Source organism: Solibacillus palustris (assembly GCF_022549215.1).
Lineage (GTDB): Bacteria > Bacillota > Bacilli > Bacillales_A > Planococcaceae > Solibacillus > Solibacillus daqui.
Map to the genome: position 1 here is coordinate 818,413 of NZ_JAKZFC010000001.1, position 17,345 is coordinate 835,757.

Here is a 17,345-nt window from a genome sequence, read left to right on the forward strand (position 1 = left end):
ATGATTATTTGAATATATTAAAAGTAGGTGTTTTTTTTGACGGAACTAGGAGCTCGCTTAAAAGAGGCGAGATTAGCGAAGGGATATAGCTTAGATGATTTGCAAGAAATTACGAAAATTCAAAAGCGCTATTTAATCGGAATTGAAGAAGGTAACTATTCGATTATGCCGGGTTCTTTTTACGTACGTGCATTTATTAAGCAATATGCAGAAGCTGTAGGGTTAGATGCAGAACAAATTTTAACGGAATATCGCAGTGATATTCCAATGGTGAAAAAAGAAGAAGTAGCACAATCGTATACACATAGTCCAAGGCGACGTAAAATGACTTCTTCATCGAATAGTAAAATGATGGAGGCTATGCCGAAATTGATTGTCGCATTATTTGCGATTGTTATTTTAGTAGTCATTACAACACTTTATATGCAAAAAACAAGCAATGTTTCGGATGTAGTAGAAGATGATAATAAACCAATCGAATATGAACAAAATCAAAATTCTTCGCAAAATAAACCACAAACACCTGAAGAAGATGAAAAAGATTCTGAAGAGGAAGTGCAACCAGAAGAGCCTGTGCAAATAGAGCCGGAAGTTGTTCAAGTCATCAGCCCTGGGGTTGCAGATGGTGAAAATACAACATATGAAGTAACAGGTACAGATACATTAAAAATTCGAATTGAAGTTTCAGGTTTAACATGGGTAGGAATTCGTAACGAACAGCGTCGAGAGCAGGTAGAAGCAAAATCATATAATGCCGGTGATGTTGTTGAGCACGATTCAACTGAAAATGGTTATGCGCGAATTCGTTTAGGAAATGCAAAAGCAGCTAAAGTATATGTAAATGATGAAGAAGTGCAATACGCACAAGATCGTACGACACAAAACATTATTATTAAGTTAGTGAAAGAAGAACAACAAGGAGAGTAGTCATCTATTAGGATGGCTCTTTTCTTTCGGATGAAAGGTGTTAACAAATGAATATTCCAAATAAGATTACAGTGTCACGAATTTTGCTAATCCCGGTATTTGTCATTGTAATGATGTTTGACTTTGGTTGGGGAAAAATGACGCTATTTGGTGCGGAAATGCAAGTTAACTATTTTGTAGGGGCACTCATCTTTATTATCGCATCTGCTACAGACTGGGTGGACGGATACTATGCGCGTAAATACAATTTAGTCACAAACTTAGGCAAGTTTTTAGATCCACTAGCCGATAAATTATTAGTATCAGCGGCGTTTATTTTGCTAGTAGAAATTGGCTTAGCACCTGCATGGATTGTAATTATCATTATTTCTCGCGAGTTTGCAGTAACAGGCTTGCGCTTAATTTTAGCGGGGCAAGGAGAAGTTGTTGCAGCCAACCAATTAGGTAAAATTAAAACATGGGCGCAAATTGTTGCAATCTCAGCGTTAATTTTACACAATACGATTTTTACATTAATCGGTATTCCGTTTGATGTCATTATGCTTTATGTAGCGTTATTCTTCACATTATGGTCTGGATGGGATTACTTCTATCTAAATCGTCGCGTATTATTAGATTCAAAATAAAAAAAGTAAGCTTTAGTTTTTTTGTTTTAACAACTCGTACTAGAATTAGTGCGAGTTTTCTTAAATTTAAGGAGGAAATCTAATGAATGTAGAGATTATTGCGGTTGGTTCGGAATTATTATTAGGGCAAATCGCAAATACCAATGCAAAATATATTTCCAGTCAGCTTTCAGAGCTCGGTATTAATGTGTATTATCATACAGTTGTTGGTGATAATAGTGCGCGATTAGTTGAAGCGATTCAAATTGCTGAGCAGCGCGCAGATTTAATTATCTTTTCGGGTGGCTTAGGGCCGACGAAAGATGACCTAACAAAAGAGACTATTGCCAAGCACTTAAATCGTGAACTTGTAATGGATGACATGGCGCTACAAGCGATTGAACAATTTTTTAATAAGCAAAACCGTGTGATGACGGATAATAATCGCAAGCAGGCGCTTGTGTTAGAAGGCTCTGACGTATTAACAAATCATCATGGCATGGCACCGGGGATGTTGTTAAAGGAAGGAAAACAACTTTATATGCTACTGCCGGGTCCCCCGAAGGAACTTGAGCCAATGTTTCAGTTTGAAGCGAAGCCAAAACTTGCGGCATTACTTCATGATGGTGGGGTCATTACCTCGCATGTGCTTCGTTTTTATGGGATTGGAGAAGCTGAGCTTGAGGTGCGTATACAGCATATATTAGATGTGCAAACGAATCCGACTGTTGCGCCGCTTGCTTCTGACGGAGAAGTGACGTTGCGTATTACCGCAAAAGCTGACAACGAACAACAAGCTTACGTTTTAATAGAAGATAAAAAGCGTGAAATTCTTGATATTGTAGGTGACTATCATTATGGTGACAATGATGATTCGCTTGCATCAAAGCTTGTAGAAATGTTGTTCGAAAATAAATTAACGATCGCTGCTGCAGAAAGTTTAACGGCTGGGTTATTCCAATCCGAGCTTGCTGAGATTTCAGGAGTATCTTCAGTGTTAGTAGGTGGCGTTGTAACTTATTCAGAACAAGCAAAGACAATGCAATTAGGCATTTCTGCGCAATTAATTAATCGTTACAGTGTTGTGAGCAGTGAGTGTGCATCTGAAATGGCGTTAAAGGTACGGGAAAAGTTTGGCACGGATATTGGGGTTGGCTTAACAGGTGTAGCTGGCCCAGGAAGTCACTACGATCAGCCGGCAGGAACGGTTTGGATAGGCCTTGCGATTGGTAACAATCCTCCTGTAACGCATCGCTTACAATTATCAGGTGCGCGTAATACGAATCGCTTACGTGCAGTGAAATTTACATGTAGTTATTTAATGCGAGAGTTGGCCAAGCTTGGCTATAAAAAATAGCTCAGTAATAAAACACTGGCAAATAGGAAATATTGTCGTTTAAAATAGGGTAAACAGAGAGTTTTAAAAAAAACCGAAAATATGTTCGCTTTTTTCTTGAATGTTATCTCATTAGCAAGTATAATAGAGACATAAAACAATAAAGCTTTTTCTTAAGGAGGAAATGGTTTGAGCGATCGTAAAGCAGCGTTAGATATGGCGCTAAAGCAAATTGAAAAACAATTCGGTAAAGGTTCTGTTATGAAGCTAGGAGAAAATACAGACCGTAAAATCGAAACATCTTCATCAGGTTCAATTGCAATTGATGCGGCATTAGGGGTTGGCGGTTATCCACGCGGACGTATTGTGGAAATCTATGGTCCAGAGTCTTCTGGTAAAACAACAGTTACATTACATGCTATTGCAGAAATTCAAGCAAATGGTGGTACTGCAGCATTTATCGATGCGGAACACGCATTAGATCCAGTTTATGCACAAAAGCTAGGTGTCAATATTGACGAATTATTATTGGCGCAGCCAGATACAGGTGAACAAGCCCTTGAAATCGCTGAAGCATTAGTACGTTCTGGTGCGATTGATATTATTGTTATTGACTCTGTAGCAGCATTAGTACCAAAAGCAGAGATTGAGGGCGAAATGGGTGACTCACATATGGGTCTGCAAGCTCGTTTAATGTCTCAAGCATTACGTAAATTATCAGGTGTTATTAACAAGTCAAACACACTTGCAATCTTTATCAACCAAGTACGTGAAAAAATCGGGGTAATGTTCGGGAACCCAGAAACAACTACAGGTGGACGTGCATTAAAATTCTATTCATCTATCCGTTTAGAAGTACGTCGCGGTGAAGCGATTAAGCAAGGTACAGAAATCGTTGGTAACAAAACAAAAATTAAAGTCGTTAAAAATAAAGTAGCACCACCATTCCGCACAGCAGAAGTGGATATTATGTACGGTGAAGGGATTTCAAAAGAAGGTGAGATCGTTGACATCGGTGCAGAACTAGAAATTATTCAAAAGAGCGGTTCTTGGTATTCTTACAACAATGAGCGAATCGGTCAAGGTCGTGAAAATGTAAAAGCCTTCTTAAAAGAAAATCCAGCAATTCGAGAAGAAGTCGCTGAGAAAATCCGTCAAAGCTTCGGCATCGGTGGCGATATTGGCTACACAATCGGCTCACACGATGCAGCTGAAGAAGAGGAAATCGACGAATTAGAATTATTCGAAGACAAAAAATAAGCTATTCTGGACATGTCATGCGCAAAATGCATGGCATGTTTTTTGGTGAGGAAATTTACTAGCATCGAATCGAAGCAGCTAAGAGGGAAGGGGATTATGGGGGATTCGCAAATAAACTCCGAAAAGCGCAAATATGCCTCGTGATTTCGTACATAAATTTAAAAGTGTACATATCCCCATGAATTCGCAAGTAAACACCGAAAAGTGCAAATATTCGCTTTGATTTCGCAAATAAACATAAAAATTCGCACATAGCCCCTATGATTTCGTACAAAAATCCAAAAAGTCCTTCTATTCTTGGATACAGGTAATAAGATTCAAAAAAGCGTGAAGTTATGGCTATTCTTGACATAGCTAAATTGGAACTATACAATTAAACATGTATAATCTCTAAATTTTGAAATGAAATAGGCACTATGTTTGAATTTAAACATATTAAGCCGACTGAAAGAACATCAGACATATAGGCTTAGGAGGGGGTTTTAAAATGGAGATCATTATCCCTGCTTTGCTAGGATTCGCTGTCGGTGTCGCTGTTATCTATTTCTACATGAAAAACGTGAATGAATCAAAGGTGACTGGTGCAAAGCATGTTGCCGAGCAAATCGTTGATGAAGCGAAGCGTGAAGCAGATGCATTGAAAAAAGAAGCACTACTTGAAGCAAAAGATGAAACTCACAAATTTCGAACTGAAGCCGAAAACGACATTCGTGAACGTCGCAACGAACTTCAGAAACAAGAGAACCGTTTATTGCAAAGAGAAGAAAATCTTGACCGCAAAGATGAGGCTCTGAACAAAAGAGAGACAGGTCTAGAGCGTAAGGAAGATGCTCTAGCCAACAGACAACAGCAGATTGAACAGATGGAAAGCAAAGTGGAAGAATTAGTTGCAAGTCAAAAAACAGAGCTTGAGCGTATTGCAGCACTTACTCGTGATGAAGCGAAGGAAATTATCCTGAAGGAAGTTGAAGACGAACTGACAACGGATATCGCGGTTATGACGAAGGAATCTGAAACACGCGCGAAAGAAGAGTCAGACAAAAAAGCACGCGAAATTTTATCGCTTGCACTACAACGCTTTGCAGCTGACCATGTTGCCGAAACAACAGTGTCCGTTGTAAACTTACCAAACGATGAGATGAAAGGTCGCATCATTGGTCGAGAAGGTCGTAACATTCGAACACTGGAGACACTTACAGGAATCGATTTAATCATCGATGATACACCTGAAGCAGTAATTCTATCTGGTTTCGATCCAATTCGTCGTGAAACAGCACGCCTTGCACTTGAAAAATTAGTACAAGATGGCCGTATCCACCCGGCACGTATTGAAGAAATGGTTGAAAAATCACGTCGTGAAGTGGATGAACAAATCCGCGAAACAGGTGAACAAACAACATTCGAAATAGGTATTCATAATCTACATCCGGATTTAATGAAAATTCTTGGTCGCATGAAATATCGTACAAGCTATGGCCAAAACGTGTTAAAGCACTCAATCGAGGTAGCGCATTTAGCAGGTTTACTTGCAGCTGAGCTAGGCGAAGATGTGACGTTAGCACGTCGAGCAGGTTTATTACATGATATTGGTAAAGCGATTGACCATGAAGTCGAAGGAAGCCACGTTGAAATTGGTGTCGAATTAGCAACCAAGTATAAGGAACACCCAGTTGTTATTAACTCAATTGCTTCTCACCATGGTGATACGGAAGCAACTTCAGTTATTGCGGTACTTGTAGCAGCAGCAGATGCGTTATCAGCAGCTCGCCCAGGTGCACGTAGTGAGACTTTAGAAAACTATATTCGCCGCCTTGAAAAGCTTGAAGAAATTTCAGAAAGCTATGATGGTGTCGAAAAATCATTTGCGATTCAAGCTGGTCGTGAAGTACGTATTATCGTACAGCCAGAAAAAATTGATGATCTTGCATCACATCGCCTAGCTCGCGATATTCGTAAGCGTATCGAAGAAGAGTTAGACTACCCTGGACATATAAAAGTGACGGTTATCCGTGAAACACGCGCCGTTGAGTACGCAAAATAATAACGAAAATTAAGCCTTAAACTAAGTGGGATTTTATACTCCCGCTTTTGTTTAAGGCTTTTGTGTTTAATTTTGTTGTAATTAAAAAACTTTGTTATTCTAATAATATTCAAAAACATCTTCTTGTCAAGATTATTTTATTAACGTAACAAAAAAGATTAATGCTGTGTAATAAATGGTGCTTAGGAGAATTAAATCTAGCAGAAACGATGGCAATCATATTAATAGCTAAATTTACCTTATCTTTTCCTTTAAGTGTTGATACTGTAGATGAGTCTTGCGTACGTAATTATATTCATGTGATGGATTTAGCGGAAGGGCATGTTGCGGTAATCGAGCAGATGAACGCCGGAACGCACATTTATTATTTAGGTACAGGTAAAGGGACAAGTGTTTTGGAGTTAGCTCGTGCTTTTGAAGAAGCCAATAACATAAACGTTCCTTATAAAATTGTTGATCGACGCACAGGCAAAATGCGACTTGCTATGCAGATGCTACTAAGGCTAAAAATGAATTAGGCTAGGTAACTAAACGTGATATTGAACAAATGTGTAAAGATGCTTGGCATTTTGAAAGTAAACAAATGATTGAGAATAGCTAATCAAAAAATAATAGAATCGCAATGTAATCTTACAATTTTAATTGCAAGCGTCAAATAGCGCTCACCTGTTATTCGGGGGGCGCTATTTGACGCTTATATTTAATTTAGGGAATCTTGTAATAGTAGGCATATATTAAATGATTCGAGACTATACTATAAAAAAGATAGTAATTGACATTATATTAATTTACTAAAAAATAAAACAAAGTATAAAAATACTCCATCATCACTATCCCTACTCTATTATTCACAGTTAATTTCAACTAATCTACTTCATTTAGTACCAATTATTAATGTGAAAATAATAGGAGGAGGCGTAGTATATTCATGAAATTACCAATACAGGCCAAGCGTTATGCATTTTCGCAAATCGTGAAATTATCACCGATTGTCGGGAGCAAGCTGTTGTTTTGGAAAACTTTTAAATATCGTTTGAATTTGGAAAATCCGCAAACTTTTACCGAGAAATTGATGTGGTTGAAATTATTTGATGATGTAGAGTTTAAAAGAAGATTTACAGACAAGGTGAAGGCACGGGAATATATGATTACGCTGGGCTATAGCCATTTGTTGGTACCGACTATAGGGATATTTGATGAAGTAGACGATATTATTTTTGAGCAACTGCCAAGAAAGTTTGTATTGAAATGCTCGCATGGCGCTGGATTTACGATTGTTTGTGAAAATAAAAGAGAAATGGATTACAGTCAAACAAAGCTACAATTAGCGGAAATGATGGCGATGGATTATTCATTGAAACATGCGGAGCCTCATTACGCAATGATTCAGCCTAGAATTATTATCGAGCATTTTATAGAACCTTCGACTAACAATGTTTCGAATGAATATAAAATTCATTGCTTCCACGGGGAGCCGAAGCTTATTGAAGTCAATGCGGATTGTTCTATGCCAAAGCAGCAGAAATTAATGTTGACGTATGATTGGCAGAACACGGATTATATGAAGGAAAAGTTCTCGCATGATGAAACAATAGCAAAACCAGAGCAGCTCGAGGAATTGTTGGCAATTGCTAAAAAGCTGAGCAAGCCATTTATGTACGTACGGGTCGATTTGGAAATTGTAGATGAGAAAATTTATTTTAACAACTTTACATTTTCACCTGATGCATGCTTGAATGTTGACATTCACGAAGAGGCCAATCAAAAGCTTGGGCAATGGCTAGAGCTGAACATCGGTAAAACAAAGCAGCCGGTTTCATACGCTCGTTCCAAATAATAGTCACCTTAATTCGCAAGGAGGATGTTGTATGATACTTACTTTGTCTATTATTGTTGCTACTCTTACCGTATCAACTTTTTTCTGATTAGTGCATCATGTAAAAACTTGATCATGGATTTATCAACATTTTTACTGTACAACTAAATTTAGAATAGTATATGGGGGCGTGTACGTTGATTTTAGTCGTTGGTGGAGCAGGCTATATTGGGAGTCATGTTGTTAAAGAACTTGTTCAAACAGAGCAAGTTATCGTTTATGATAATTTATCTACAGGGCACCGTGAGGCAGTGGATGAACGTGCCATTTTTGTACAAGGGGATATAAAGGATGAAGTAAAGTTAACACAATTGTTTACACTTTTTTCGATTACTGCAGTAGTACATTTTGCTGCGGCTAATTCGGTGGAGGAATCCGTCCGAAATCCCTGGCATTATTATGAAAATAATGTAGGGGCAACACTAAATTTACTAAAAGTGATGCGTGCACATAAAGTAAATAAGTTTATTTTCTCTTCTACAGCTGCAACATATCAACCGATCGAGCAAGGGCTCCTCAATGAAAACAGCGCAACTTGTCCAGCAAATCCATATGGGCGCTCAAAGCGAATGGTGGAACAAATTTTAGAAGATTATACAGCCGCTTATGATTTTCAATGTACAGTTTTACGGTATTTTAATGTAGCAGGAGCAGATGCATTTACGCAAATCGGCGAAAGTCATTTACCTGAAACGCATTTAATTCCTCTTGTATTGAAGAATTTAAATGGCGAAACAGAGTCCATAAAGATTTACGGGGATGACTATGACACAGTGGATGGAACATGTATTCGAGATTTTGTACACGTTGAAGATTTGGCGACAGCACATATCTTAGCGTTGGAAGCTCTAACTATTGAGCAAACACCTTTTACAATTTATAACGTAGGCAATGAGCATGGCTATTCTGTGAAAGAAATTATTAAGACATGCGAACAGGTGACAAATAAAAAAGCGACGATTGAAAATGCTAAGAGACGTAGTGGCGATCCAGCTCGGCTAGTAGCATCATCTAAGAAAATAAGACAAGCACTTGGTTGGGAAGCGGAAAAGGACCTACAAACAATGGTTGAGCACGCTTGGAACTGGCATCAACTTCAGAAGTATTAACCGATAAAGGGGCATCTGGTAATTCGCAAGTATATTTTGAAAATCGCAAATATCCTTTATGATATCGCAAATATCCTCTATGGATTTGCAAATAAACTCCGAAAATCGCACATATCTCCCATGAAATCGCACATATACGCCATAAACCCCACATATCCACGCAAAGTGGCCAAACTGCTGCATGAGTCAAATGCAGCGGTTTATATTTTGCCAAAAGTACATAGTATCCTTATTCAATAATTGCTTGCTTATCAGAAACAGTGGTAAAATGGAATAATGTTTAGCTTATGGAATTATGCTAGGGCATAATGGATTAGTAGAAAGTGTGGTTTTAAAAATGAAAGTATTATTTATTGGTGATATCGTAGGTTCGATTGGTCGTGATGCGGTTGCGACGTATTTACCTCGTTTAAAAAAGAAATACAATTTAGATGTTGTGATTGCCAATGGTGAAAATGCAGCAGCAGGGCGCGGTATTACACGTAGCATTTACAATGATTTATTACAAATGGGTGTAGATGTTATCACGATGGGGAACCATACGTGGGATAACAAAGACATTTTTGATTTTATCGACGATGCGGATTATTTAGTGCGTCCAGCAAACTTTTCAAAAGATGCGCCTGGTCGTGGCGTGACACAAGTGACGAAAAATGGTGTGACAATTTCAGTCATTAATCTACATGGACGTGTATTTTTGCCGCCTCATGAAGATCCATTTGCGATGGGCTTAGAGCTTGTCGAAGAGGCACGTAAAACGTCACCTGTTGTATTCGTCGATTTCCACGCTGAAGCGACAAGTGAAAAAATCGCATTAAGCTGGCATTTAGAGGGTAAAGCGTCTGTTGTTGTGGGTACTCATACGCATGTACAAACAGCGGATAACCGCATTTACCCAGGCGGAACAGCATATATTACCGATGTTGGAATGACAGGCCCTTATGATGAAGTATTAGGAATGGGGAAAGACAATGTCATTTATAAATTTTTAACGAATATGCCAGCGCGCTATGAAGTGCCAAAAAAGGGCCGCGAAGTGTTAAGTGCATTCTTCGTTGAAATTGATGACAAAACAGGTAAAGCAGTACGTCAAGAGCGTGTATTAATAAACGAAGACAATCCGTTTCAGGCATAAATAAATTAATAAAATGAATCCAATAAACACCTATCAAATCAATGTATAGGTGTTTTTTTTGTTGCTAAGTATATGTAGAATATTCAATAGAGAAGATTAATATAAAATTGAGAACAAAAAGATAAAAAATAATATGCATATTATTGGGTTTAAAAAGAATAAGTAATAGTAGAGGTGGGGATTATGGTTGATATGCATTGTCATATAATATGGAATGAAGATGATGGTCCAAGGTCTATGGTAGAATCTATGAAGTTAATCGAACAGGCGGTGAAAGAAGGAATAACAGCACTCATTGCCACCTCACATAGCAATCATCCACAATATGATGTGGGTTATAACGTAGTATCGAATCAAATTGACATTTTACAAAACGAATTAATAAACAACAAAATACCTCTCACACTATATACCGGTCATGAAGTACGGTTAACCGAAAAAATTATTCCACTCTATCAAGCAAATCAAATTCATACATTAGCAAACTCACAATTTTTACTATTAGAATTACCTTCCTATACAGTACCTAGTTATATTGATCACATCATTCATGCGTTATTAATGGAAGGTATCACGCCCATTATTGCACATCCTGAGCGCAATAAAGCAATTGCCGAAAATCCAAATCGGTTAGTGCAGCTTATTCGACAAGGAGCGTTTTCACAAATAACGGCCGGCAGTTTAACCGGTCATTTTGGTCGTACCGTACAAAAACTGTCGCTTGATTTAGTGAGGGCTAATCTCGTGCATGTGTATGGATCGGATGCCCATAATTTAACGACACGCCCATTTCTTTTTGATCAAGGTCTTTGCTATTTAGAAAAGAAAAAAGAATTAGATGCTGTGGACATTTTACTTGAAAATAATGCGAGGATTTTAAAAAATATGCCCTTCAGCGTAAATGAACCCGAAGAAATTGCTACGCCGAAGTGGTGGAAAATATATTAACATGCGGTTACAAGTACTATTAGTAAATCAACAGCGAATTTTAGCAATAATAAAAAGGAGGCCATAGATGAAGAAATGGAAGTGGGCGGTTGGCATTGCCTTCGTAATATGCGTTGCAAGCCTAGTCGTTGTGATAAATGTTTATGGTGATATTAAAAGTACAGCAAATGAAATGTATGCCCCTATTAATGATGAAGTATCCGTAATTCGCCCACAACCAGTTAATATTACAACAAAAAAAGAGCCGTTTTCTGTCCTAGTTTTAGGTGTAGATGAACGAGATGATGACATGGGCCGCTCTGATACGATGATTGTATTAACCGTTAATCCGACACTTCAAACAACGAAAATGCTTAGTATACCTCGTGATACGTATACGGAGATCATTGGAAAAAACCATAAAGACAAAATTAATCATGCTTATGCATTTGGTGGGGTCGAAATGTCCATGAAAACTGTGGAGAATTTATTAGCCATTCCGATTGATTATGTTGCAAGGGTTAATATGGAAAGCTTTGTTGATATTGTAGACATTGTGGGAGGAATTACAGTTGATAACTCATTAGATTTTCAATTTGGCGGGGAGCATTTTCCAACGGGTGAATTGAAATTAGATGGCGAAAATGCTCTCAAATATGTGCGGATGCGCTATGAAGATCCTGCAGGTGATTTTGGTCGACAAAATCGACAAAAACAAGTCATTCAAGGTGTCTTAAAAGAGGGGATGTCGCTCAGTACTTTATGGAACTATAAAGCCATTTTTAAAACATTAGAAAAAAATGTTGAATTAAACATAGCCTTTGATGAACTTCTAAACATACGAAAAAACTATGGTGATAGTTTCAAAACAATTGAGCAGCTTTATTTTAAAAATGGTGCTGGTACGATGATGAATGAAATTTACTATTATGTTCCGAATACAGCTGAATTGCACGATATTCAAAATATGCTTAAAGATCATATGGAAATGTAAAAAGAGAGGATAGAACTTTGTCGAATACAGGGTACTGTCCTCTTTTTGAGGGGAAAATGAATAGTCCCGTTTTTAAATGAATATGATAAAGCTTATAAACTCTTTTTTAAGAGATATAACTAAGTCTTTTTTACCTGATAAAAACATTAGAAATAGAGGAGGTATGACAACGAATATTTTAGTAACTGGCGGTGCGGGATACATTGGTACACATACTTGTATAGCGCTAATTGAATCAGGACATACAGTGGTTGTCGCTGACAATCTCAGTAATAGTAAAAGGGAATCTATAGAAAAAATCAAACGGATTACAAACAAAGAATTTCCTTTTTACGAAATTGATATATCCAATAAACAAGCAGTTGAGACTATTTTCAAAAATCATCGGATTGATGGCGTCATCCATTTCGCTGGGTTGAAAGCTGTCGGTGAATCCGTTGAGAAACCATCTATGTATTATGAAAATAATCTTGTTAGTACACTTGTATTAGCTAATAGTTGTTTAAAGTTTGGAATAAATCGATTTGTATTTAGTTCATCGGCTACAGTGTACGGTGAAAATGAAGTGCCATTTGTTGAGACGATGGATTTATTACCATCTACCAATCCATATGGTGAAACAAAGGCAATGTGTGAGAGGATTTTGACAGATATCGCTAAAGCAAATCCGTCATTTTCAGTATCGTTACTACGTTATTTTAATCCAATTGGAGCACATGAAAGTGGGTTGATTGGTGAAGTACCGAATGGAATACCAAATAATTTAATGCCCTATATAACACAAGTTGCTAAAGGAATGCGAGAATATTTAAGCATCTTTGGCAATGACTATCCAACGATTGATGGCACAGGTGTTCGTGATTATATTCATGTGATGGATTTAGCAGAAGGGCATGTTGCTGCTATCAATTTTGTTACAGAAGGGGTCCATATATATAATCTTGGTACAGGTCAAGGAACAAGCGTATTGCAATTAGTAAAGGCTTTTGAAGAAGCGAATGGCGTTACGATACGCTATGAAATTGTGGATCGTAGGCCAGGAGACATTGCTTCTTGCTATGCGAATGTATATAAAGCAAGACGAGAGTTGTGTTGGATAGCGAAGCGCGATGTTGTGACGATGTGCAAAGACGCATGGCGATTTGAAAAAAATTATCAACATCAAGTAGTTTAAAAATGAAGGTAAAACAAAACTTCAATTAATTACTGATGTAGGACAAACATAATTCCAAACTTTGTATTGGGGAATGATCATTTTTATTACACTTTTTACTTAGGACATTTCCTTTTAACCATTTGTAAAAATTTTTCAATACGAGGAATAGTACTCTGTAACATAGTCATATAATATAAATCACGAATTATAATACTATGAATTATCATTTTAGAGGAGGATAGTTTGTGAATTATACAGTAAGGTATACAATATTTTCTATAATAGATTCACTTATTGTGTTATCAGCTATTTTTATTAGTTATTATTTATTGCATCCGACATTTCATATTTATTCTGACTCATTAATCATCTTGAGTTCAATCACATTATTAATTAGTCATCATATTATGGCCTATTTTTTCCAACTGTATAATCGCATCTGGAGTTTAGCTTCAGTGAGGGAATTATTAATGATAGCTTATGCGGTCACTATTTCTGTTATTGCAGCGAGTATTATGCAACATCTAATAAAAGGCGATATCTATTTCCGAGTAATGGTTATTACGTGGCTATTACATATTGTATTGATTGGCGGATCGCGCTTTTTACTAAGAATTTTACATGACTGGACTTCTTTTAAACCGCATGGCAATTTAAAACGAGTACTGATCCTTGGAGCTGGGGAGGCCGGAACAATGCTCCTCCGTAGTATTAAGAGGAATCCGTCCGAATATCAAGTGGTGGCCGTTGTCGATGATGATCGAAATAAAAAACATTTAAAAATAATGGATGTTAATGTGTGTGGAACAACAAAAGATATTCCACGTATTGTGCAAGATAAAAAAATTGATGAAATTTTTTTAGCAATCCCTTCTCTAAGTAAAAAGGAGATTCGAGAAGTTTATTCACGTTGCTTAGAGACGAAAGCAACAATAAAAATTATGCCAAAAATTGAGGATGTCATGACAGGTAAAGTTTCGGTTAATGATATGCAAGAAATAAAAATCGAAGACCTACTAGGACGTGAAGAAATCAAACTCGATATGTTGGCGCTCTCCAATAATCTAACAAATAAAATAATCCTCGTAACAGGTGCTGGCGGATCCATAGGTTCTGAAATCTGCCGTCAAGTAGCACAATTCCAACCAACACAAGTCATTTTACTCGGTCACGGTGAAAACTCAATATACTCAATTCATATGGAATTATCAGAAAATATAGATTTTAAAAAAATAGAATTCATTCCAATTATTGCGGATATACAAGATAGAGACCGAATTTTTGAGGTTATCGAACAGTTTATGCCAGATGTAATTTATCATGCAGCTGCTCATAAACATGTACCGATGATGGAATATAACCCACGTGAAGCAGTGAAAAATAATATCTTTGGGACAAAGAATGTAGCAGATGCGGCACATACATTTGGTGTCTCCAATTTTGTCATGATTTCAACTGATAAAGCGGTGAATCCGCCAAACATTATGGGAGCAACGAAGCGAATTGCCGAAATGATTATTCAAGATTTAGCAAAATATAGCGATACGAACTTTGCTGCAGTCCGTTTTGGTAATGTGCTTGGCTCACGTGGAAGTGTAATTCCAAGGTTTAAGGCACAGATTGCTGCAGGAGGTCCAGTCACCGTCACACATCCGGAAATGACTCGGTATTTTATGACCATACCAGAAGCATCCAGACTCGTATTGCAGGCTGGGGTACTTGCGCGTGGCGGAGAAGTTTTCGTACTAGATATGGGGGAGCCGTTGAAAATTGTAGATTTAGCAAAAAATCTCATTCGCTTATCAGGATTTACCGAAGATGAAATCGGTATTGAATTCTCGGGTATTCGCCCCGGGGAAAAGATGTATGAGGAATTACTAAATGCAGCAGAGATTCAGGAAGAACATGTCTATCCTAAAATTCACGTCGGCAAAGCAAATTATATGGATGAGTATTTATTAATTCCCATACTAAGTGAATTAGAAGAGTGCAATTTAGTGGAATTAAAACAACTGCTAATCGATATCGCGAATGGTAGATGGACATTAAAAAAGAATGAAATCAAATTGCTTGATAAGGCATTGTGATTTTTCCTTTAATTGCTAATTAATAATTTGATAAATAGAATCAAGGAGTTGTAATCCCCTTGTATAAGAGTATAAAAAGACTAATCGATATCATAACTTCTTTCATTGCAATAATTCTATTATCACCATTATTTTTACTATTGATTATTGTCATAAAATTAGATTCGAAAGGTCCCATATTATTTAAACAAAAAAGAATCGGTATTCATAAAAGTCATTTTACAATATTAAAATTCCGAACAATGAGAATAGATACACCTAGGGATACACCAACCCATTTATTAGAAGACCCAGAGCAGTACTTAACTAAAATAGGTGGATTCTTAAGGGAAACAAGTTTAGATGAATTACCTCAAATTTGGAATATATTAGTTGGGCAAATAAGCCTGATTGGACCAAGACCAGCACTTTGGAATCAGTATGATTTAATTGCGGAACGTGATAAGTACGGTGCTAATGATGTGCTCCCGGGGTTAACAGGGTGGGCTCAAATTAAAGGCCGTGATGAGCTGACGATTGAAGATAAGGCAAGGCTCGATGGAGATTACGTAAGGAAAATCAGTTTTTGGATGGATGTAAAGTGTTTCTTTGGAACGATTATTATCATTTTTACAAAAGCTGGAGTCGTTGAAGGAGGTACCGGAGCGATTAAATCAAAAGAAAGTTAAACAACAGTTGAGCAAATTGTGGAGGTTATTTTTAATATGAAACTACTCGTTATTTGCCAGTATTACAATCCTGAACCTTTCCGTATTTCAGATATATGTGAATCATTAGTAGAAAAAGGTCATCAAGTGACAGTTTTAACTGGCCTCCCAAATTATCCAGAGGGTAAAGTGCTTGATAATTATCGGTATGGAAAAAATAGAAAAGAAGTGATTAATGGTGTAAATGTAATACGCAGTTTTGAAATTGGGCGAGGAAACAGTAAAGTAACCCTCTTGTTAAATTATTTTAGTTTTGCATTATCAGCTTCATTAAAGGCTCTATTTATGAAGGAAAAGTTTGATGCTGTATTTGTAAATCAACTTTCACCCGTATTTATGGGGGTTCCTGCAATAGTCTATAAAAAGAAGCATAAGAAAAAGATGTTGCTTTATTGCCTCGACATTTGGCCAGCTAGTTTAACTGCTGGTGGTATAAAAGAAGGTTCAATCATTTATAAGTTTTTTCATTATATATCAAAGTGGATTTATAATTCTGCAGATAACGTAGCCGTTAGTTCGGGTATGTTTATAGATTATCTTAGAGAAACGATAGGGGTGAAAACGGAGTCTATTCTTCACCTACCCCAATATGCAGAAAAACTATTTACTGAAAAAAAGGAAGTAGACAGAAGTAAACATTTTAATTTTGTATTTGCTGGAAATATAGGAGAAATGCAAAGTGTTCAAACTATTGTAAAAGCAGCTTATGAATTACGTAATCATACAAATATTAGATTTCATATAGTAGGGGATGGTTCTAAATTAGCTGAAAATAAACTTCTGAGTAAAAATTTAGGACTTCAAAATATTATCTTTCATGGCAGAAAACCCTTAAGTGAGATGCCGAAATATTATAGCTTAGCAGATGCGATGTTAATTACATTAAAAAATGATAATACCATCTCATCAACATTACCTGGTAAAGTCCAGTCTTATATGGCATCTGGAAAACCTATCATAGGCGCAATTAATGGTGAAACAAATCAAATAATTAAAGAAGCACAATGTGGATTGTGTTGTGAGGCAGAAAAATATAACGAGTTGGCAAATATCATAGTGCAATTTTGTGAAAATAGTGAAAAGGATCAAATGGCGATAAATTCATATGACTACTATTGTAAAAACTATAGTAAAGAGCGATTTTTAAATGTGCTAGAAGATACTCTTATTAAAATGGAGGCCTGA

The 17,345-nt window shown here is 36.9% G+C and carries 15 protein-coding genes; all 15 read left to right on the forward strand.

What is annotated here, in order from left to right; all coding sequences use genetic code 11:
- Window positions 1-27: 27 nt before the first annotated feature.
- The 15 genes from LZ480_RS03805 to LZ480_RS03875 all read left to right on the forward strand — a co-directional run bounded on the left by LZ480_RS03805 (window position 28) and on the right by LZ480_RS03875 (window position 17,345).
- Window positions 28-927 carry a helix-turn-helix domain-containing protein gene (locus LZ480_RS03805; RefSeq protein ID WP_241368051.1) on the forward strand — a complete coding sequence of 300 codons (900 nt, stop codon included), beginning with the start codon at window positions 28-30 and terminating at the stop codon, window positions 925-927.
- A 47-nt stretch (window positions 928-974) separates the two neighbouring features.
- Window positions 975-1,553: a CDP-diacylglycerol--glycerol-3-phosphate 3-phosphatidyltransferase gene (gene pgsA / locus LZ480_RS03810; protein ID WP_241368052.1), complete on the forward strand. Its 579-nt coding sequence runs from the start codon at window positions 975-977 to the stop codon at window positions 1,551-1,553.
- An 82-nt stretch (window positions 1,554-1,635) separates the two neighbouring features.
- Complete coding sequence (locus LZ480_RS03815) at window positions 1,636-2,889, forward strand: competence/damage-inducible protein A (protein WP_241368053.1); 1,254 nt, start codon at window positions 1,636-1,638, stop codon at window positions 2,887-2,889.
- Between the two features lie 168 nt (window positions 2,890-3,057).
- Window positions 3,058-4,128 carry a recombinase RecA gene (gene recA / locus LZ480_RS03820; RefSeq protein WP_255731173.1) on the forward strand — a complete coding sequence of 357 codons (1,071 nt, stop codon included), beginning with the start codon at window positions 3,058-3,060 and terminating at the stop codon, window positions 4,126-4,128.
- 487 nt (window positions 4,129-4,615) lie between these two features.
- A complete protein-coding gene (gene rny, locus LZ480_RS03825) occupies window positions 4,616-6,169 on the forward strand; it encodes a ribonuclease Y (protein ID WP_241368054.1) in 1,554 nt (517 codons plus the stop codon).
- Window positions 6,170-6,378: 209 nt separating this feature from the next.
- On the forward strand, window positions 6,379-6,687 hold the full coding sequence (locus LZ480_RS03830) for a hypothetical protein (RefSeq protein ID WP_241368055.1): 309 nt from the start codon (window positions 6,379-6,381) through the stop codon (window positions 6,685-6,687).
- Between the two features lie 410 nt (window positions 6,688-7,097).
- A complete protein-coding gene (locus LZ480_RS03835; RefSeq protein WP_241368056.1) occupies window positions 7,098-8,006 on the forward strand; it encodes an ATP-grasp fold amidoligase family protein in 909 nt (302 codons plus the stop codon).
- 176 nt (window positions 8,007-8,182) lie between these two features.
- Complete coding sequence (galE, locus tag LZ480_RS03840; RefSeq protein ID WP_241368057.1) at window positions 8,183-9,154, forward strand: UDP-glucose 4-epimerase GalE; 972 nt, start codon at window positions 8,183-8,185, stop codon at window positions 9,152-9,154.
- Window positions 9,155-9,491: 337 nt separating this feature from the next.
- On the forward strand, window positions 9,492-10,289 hold the full coding sequence (locus LZ480_RS03845; RefSeq protein WP_241368058.1) for a TIGR00282 family metallophosphoesterase: 798 nt from the start codon (window positions 9,492-9,494) through the stop codon (window positions 10,287-10,289).
- Window positions 10,290-10,472: 183 nt separating this feature from the next.
- Complete coding sequence (locus LZ480_RS03850) at window positions 10,473-11,237, forward strand: tyrosine-protein phosphatase (protein WP_241368059.1); 765 nt, start codon at window positions 10,473-10,475, stop codon at window positions 11,235-11,237.
- A gap of 67 nt (window positions 11,238-11,304) precedes the next feature.
- The gene (locus LZ480_RS03855) at window positions 11,305-12,210 is read left to right on the forward strand and encodes an LCP family glycopolymer transferase (protein WP_241368060.1); all 906 of its coding nucleotides are present in this window, start codon (window positions 11,305-11,307) and stop codon (window positions 12,208-12,210) included.
- Window positions 12,211-12,373: 163 nt separating this feature from the next.
- Window positions 12,374-13,384: a UDP-glucose 4-epimerase GalE gene (galE, locus tag LZ480_RS03860; protein WP_241368061.1), complete on the forward strand. Its 1,011-nt coding sequence runs from the start codon at window positions 12,374-12,376 to the stop codon at window positions 13,382-13,384.
- 227 nt (window positions 13,385-13,611) lie between these two features.
- On the forward strand, window positions 13,612-15,453 hold the full coding sequence (locus tag LZ480_RS03865; protein WP_241368062.1) for a polysaccharide biosynthesis protein: 1,842 nt from the start codon (window positions 13,612-13,614) through the stop codon (window positions 15,451-15,453).
- Between the two features lie 59 nt (window positions 15,454-15,512).
- A complete protein-coding gene (locus tag LZ480_RS03870; protein ID WP_241368063.1) occupies window positions 15,513-16,121 on the forward strand; it encodes a sugar transferase in 609 nt (202 codons plus the stop codon).
- A 36-nt stretch (window positions 16,122-16,157) separates the two neighbouring features.
- Complete coding sequence (locus LZ480_RS03875; protein WP_241368064.1) at window positions 16,158-17,345, forward strand: glycosyltransferase family 4 protein; 1,188 nt, start codon at window positions 16,158-16,160, stop codon at window positions 17,343-17,345.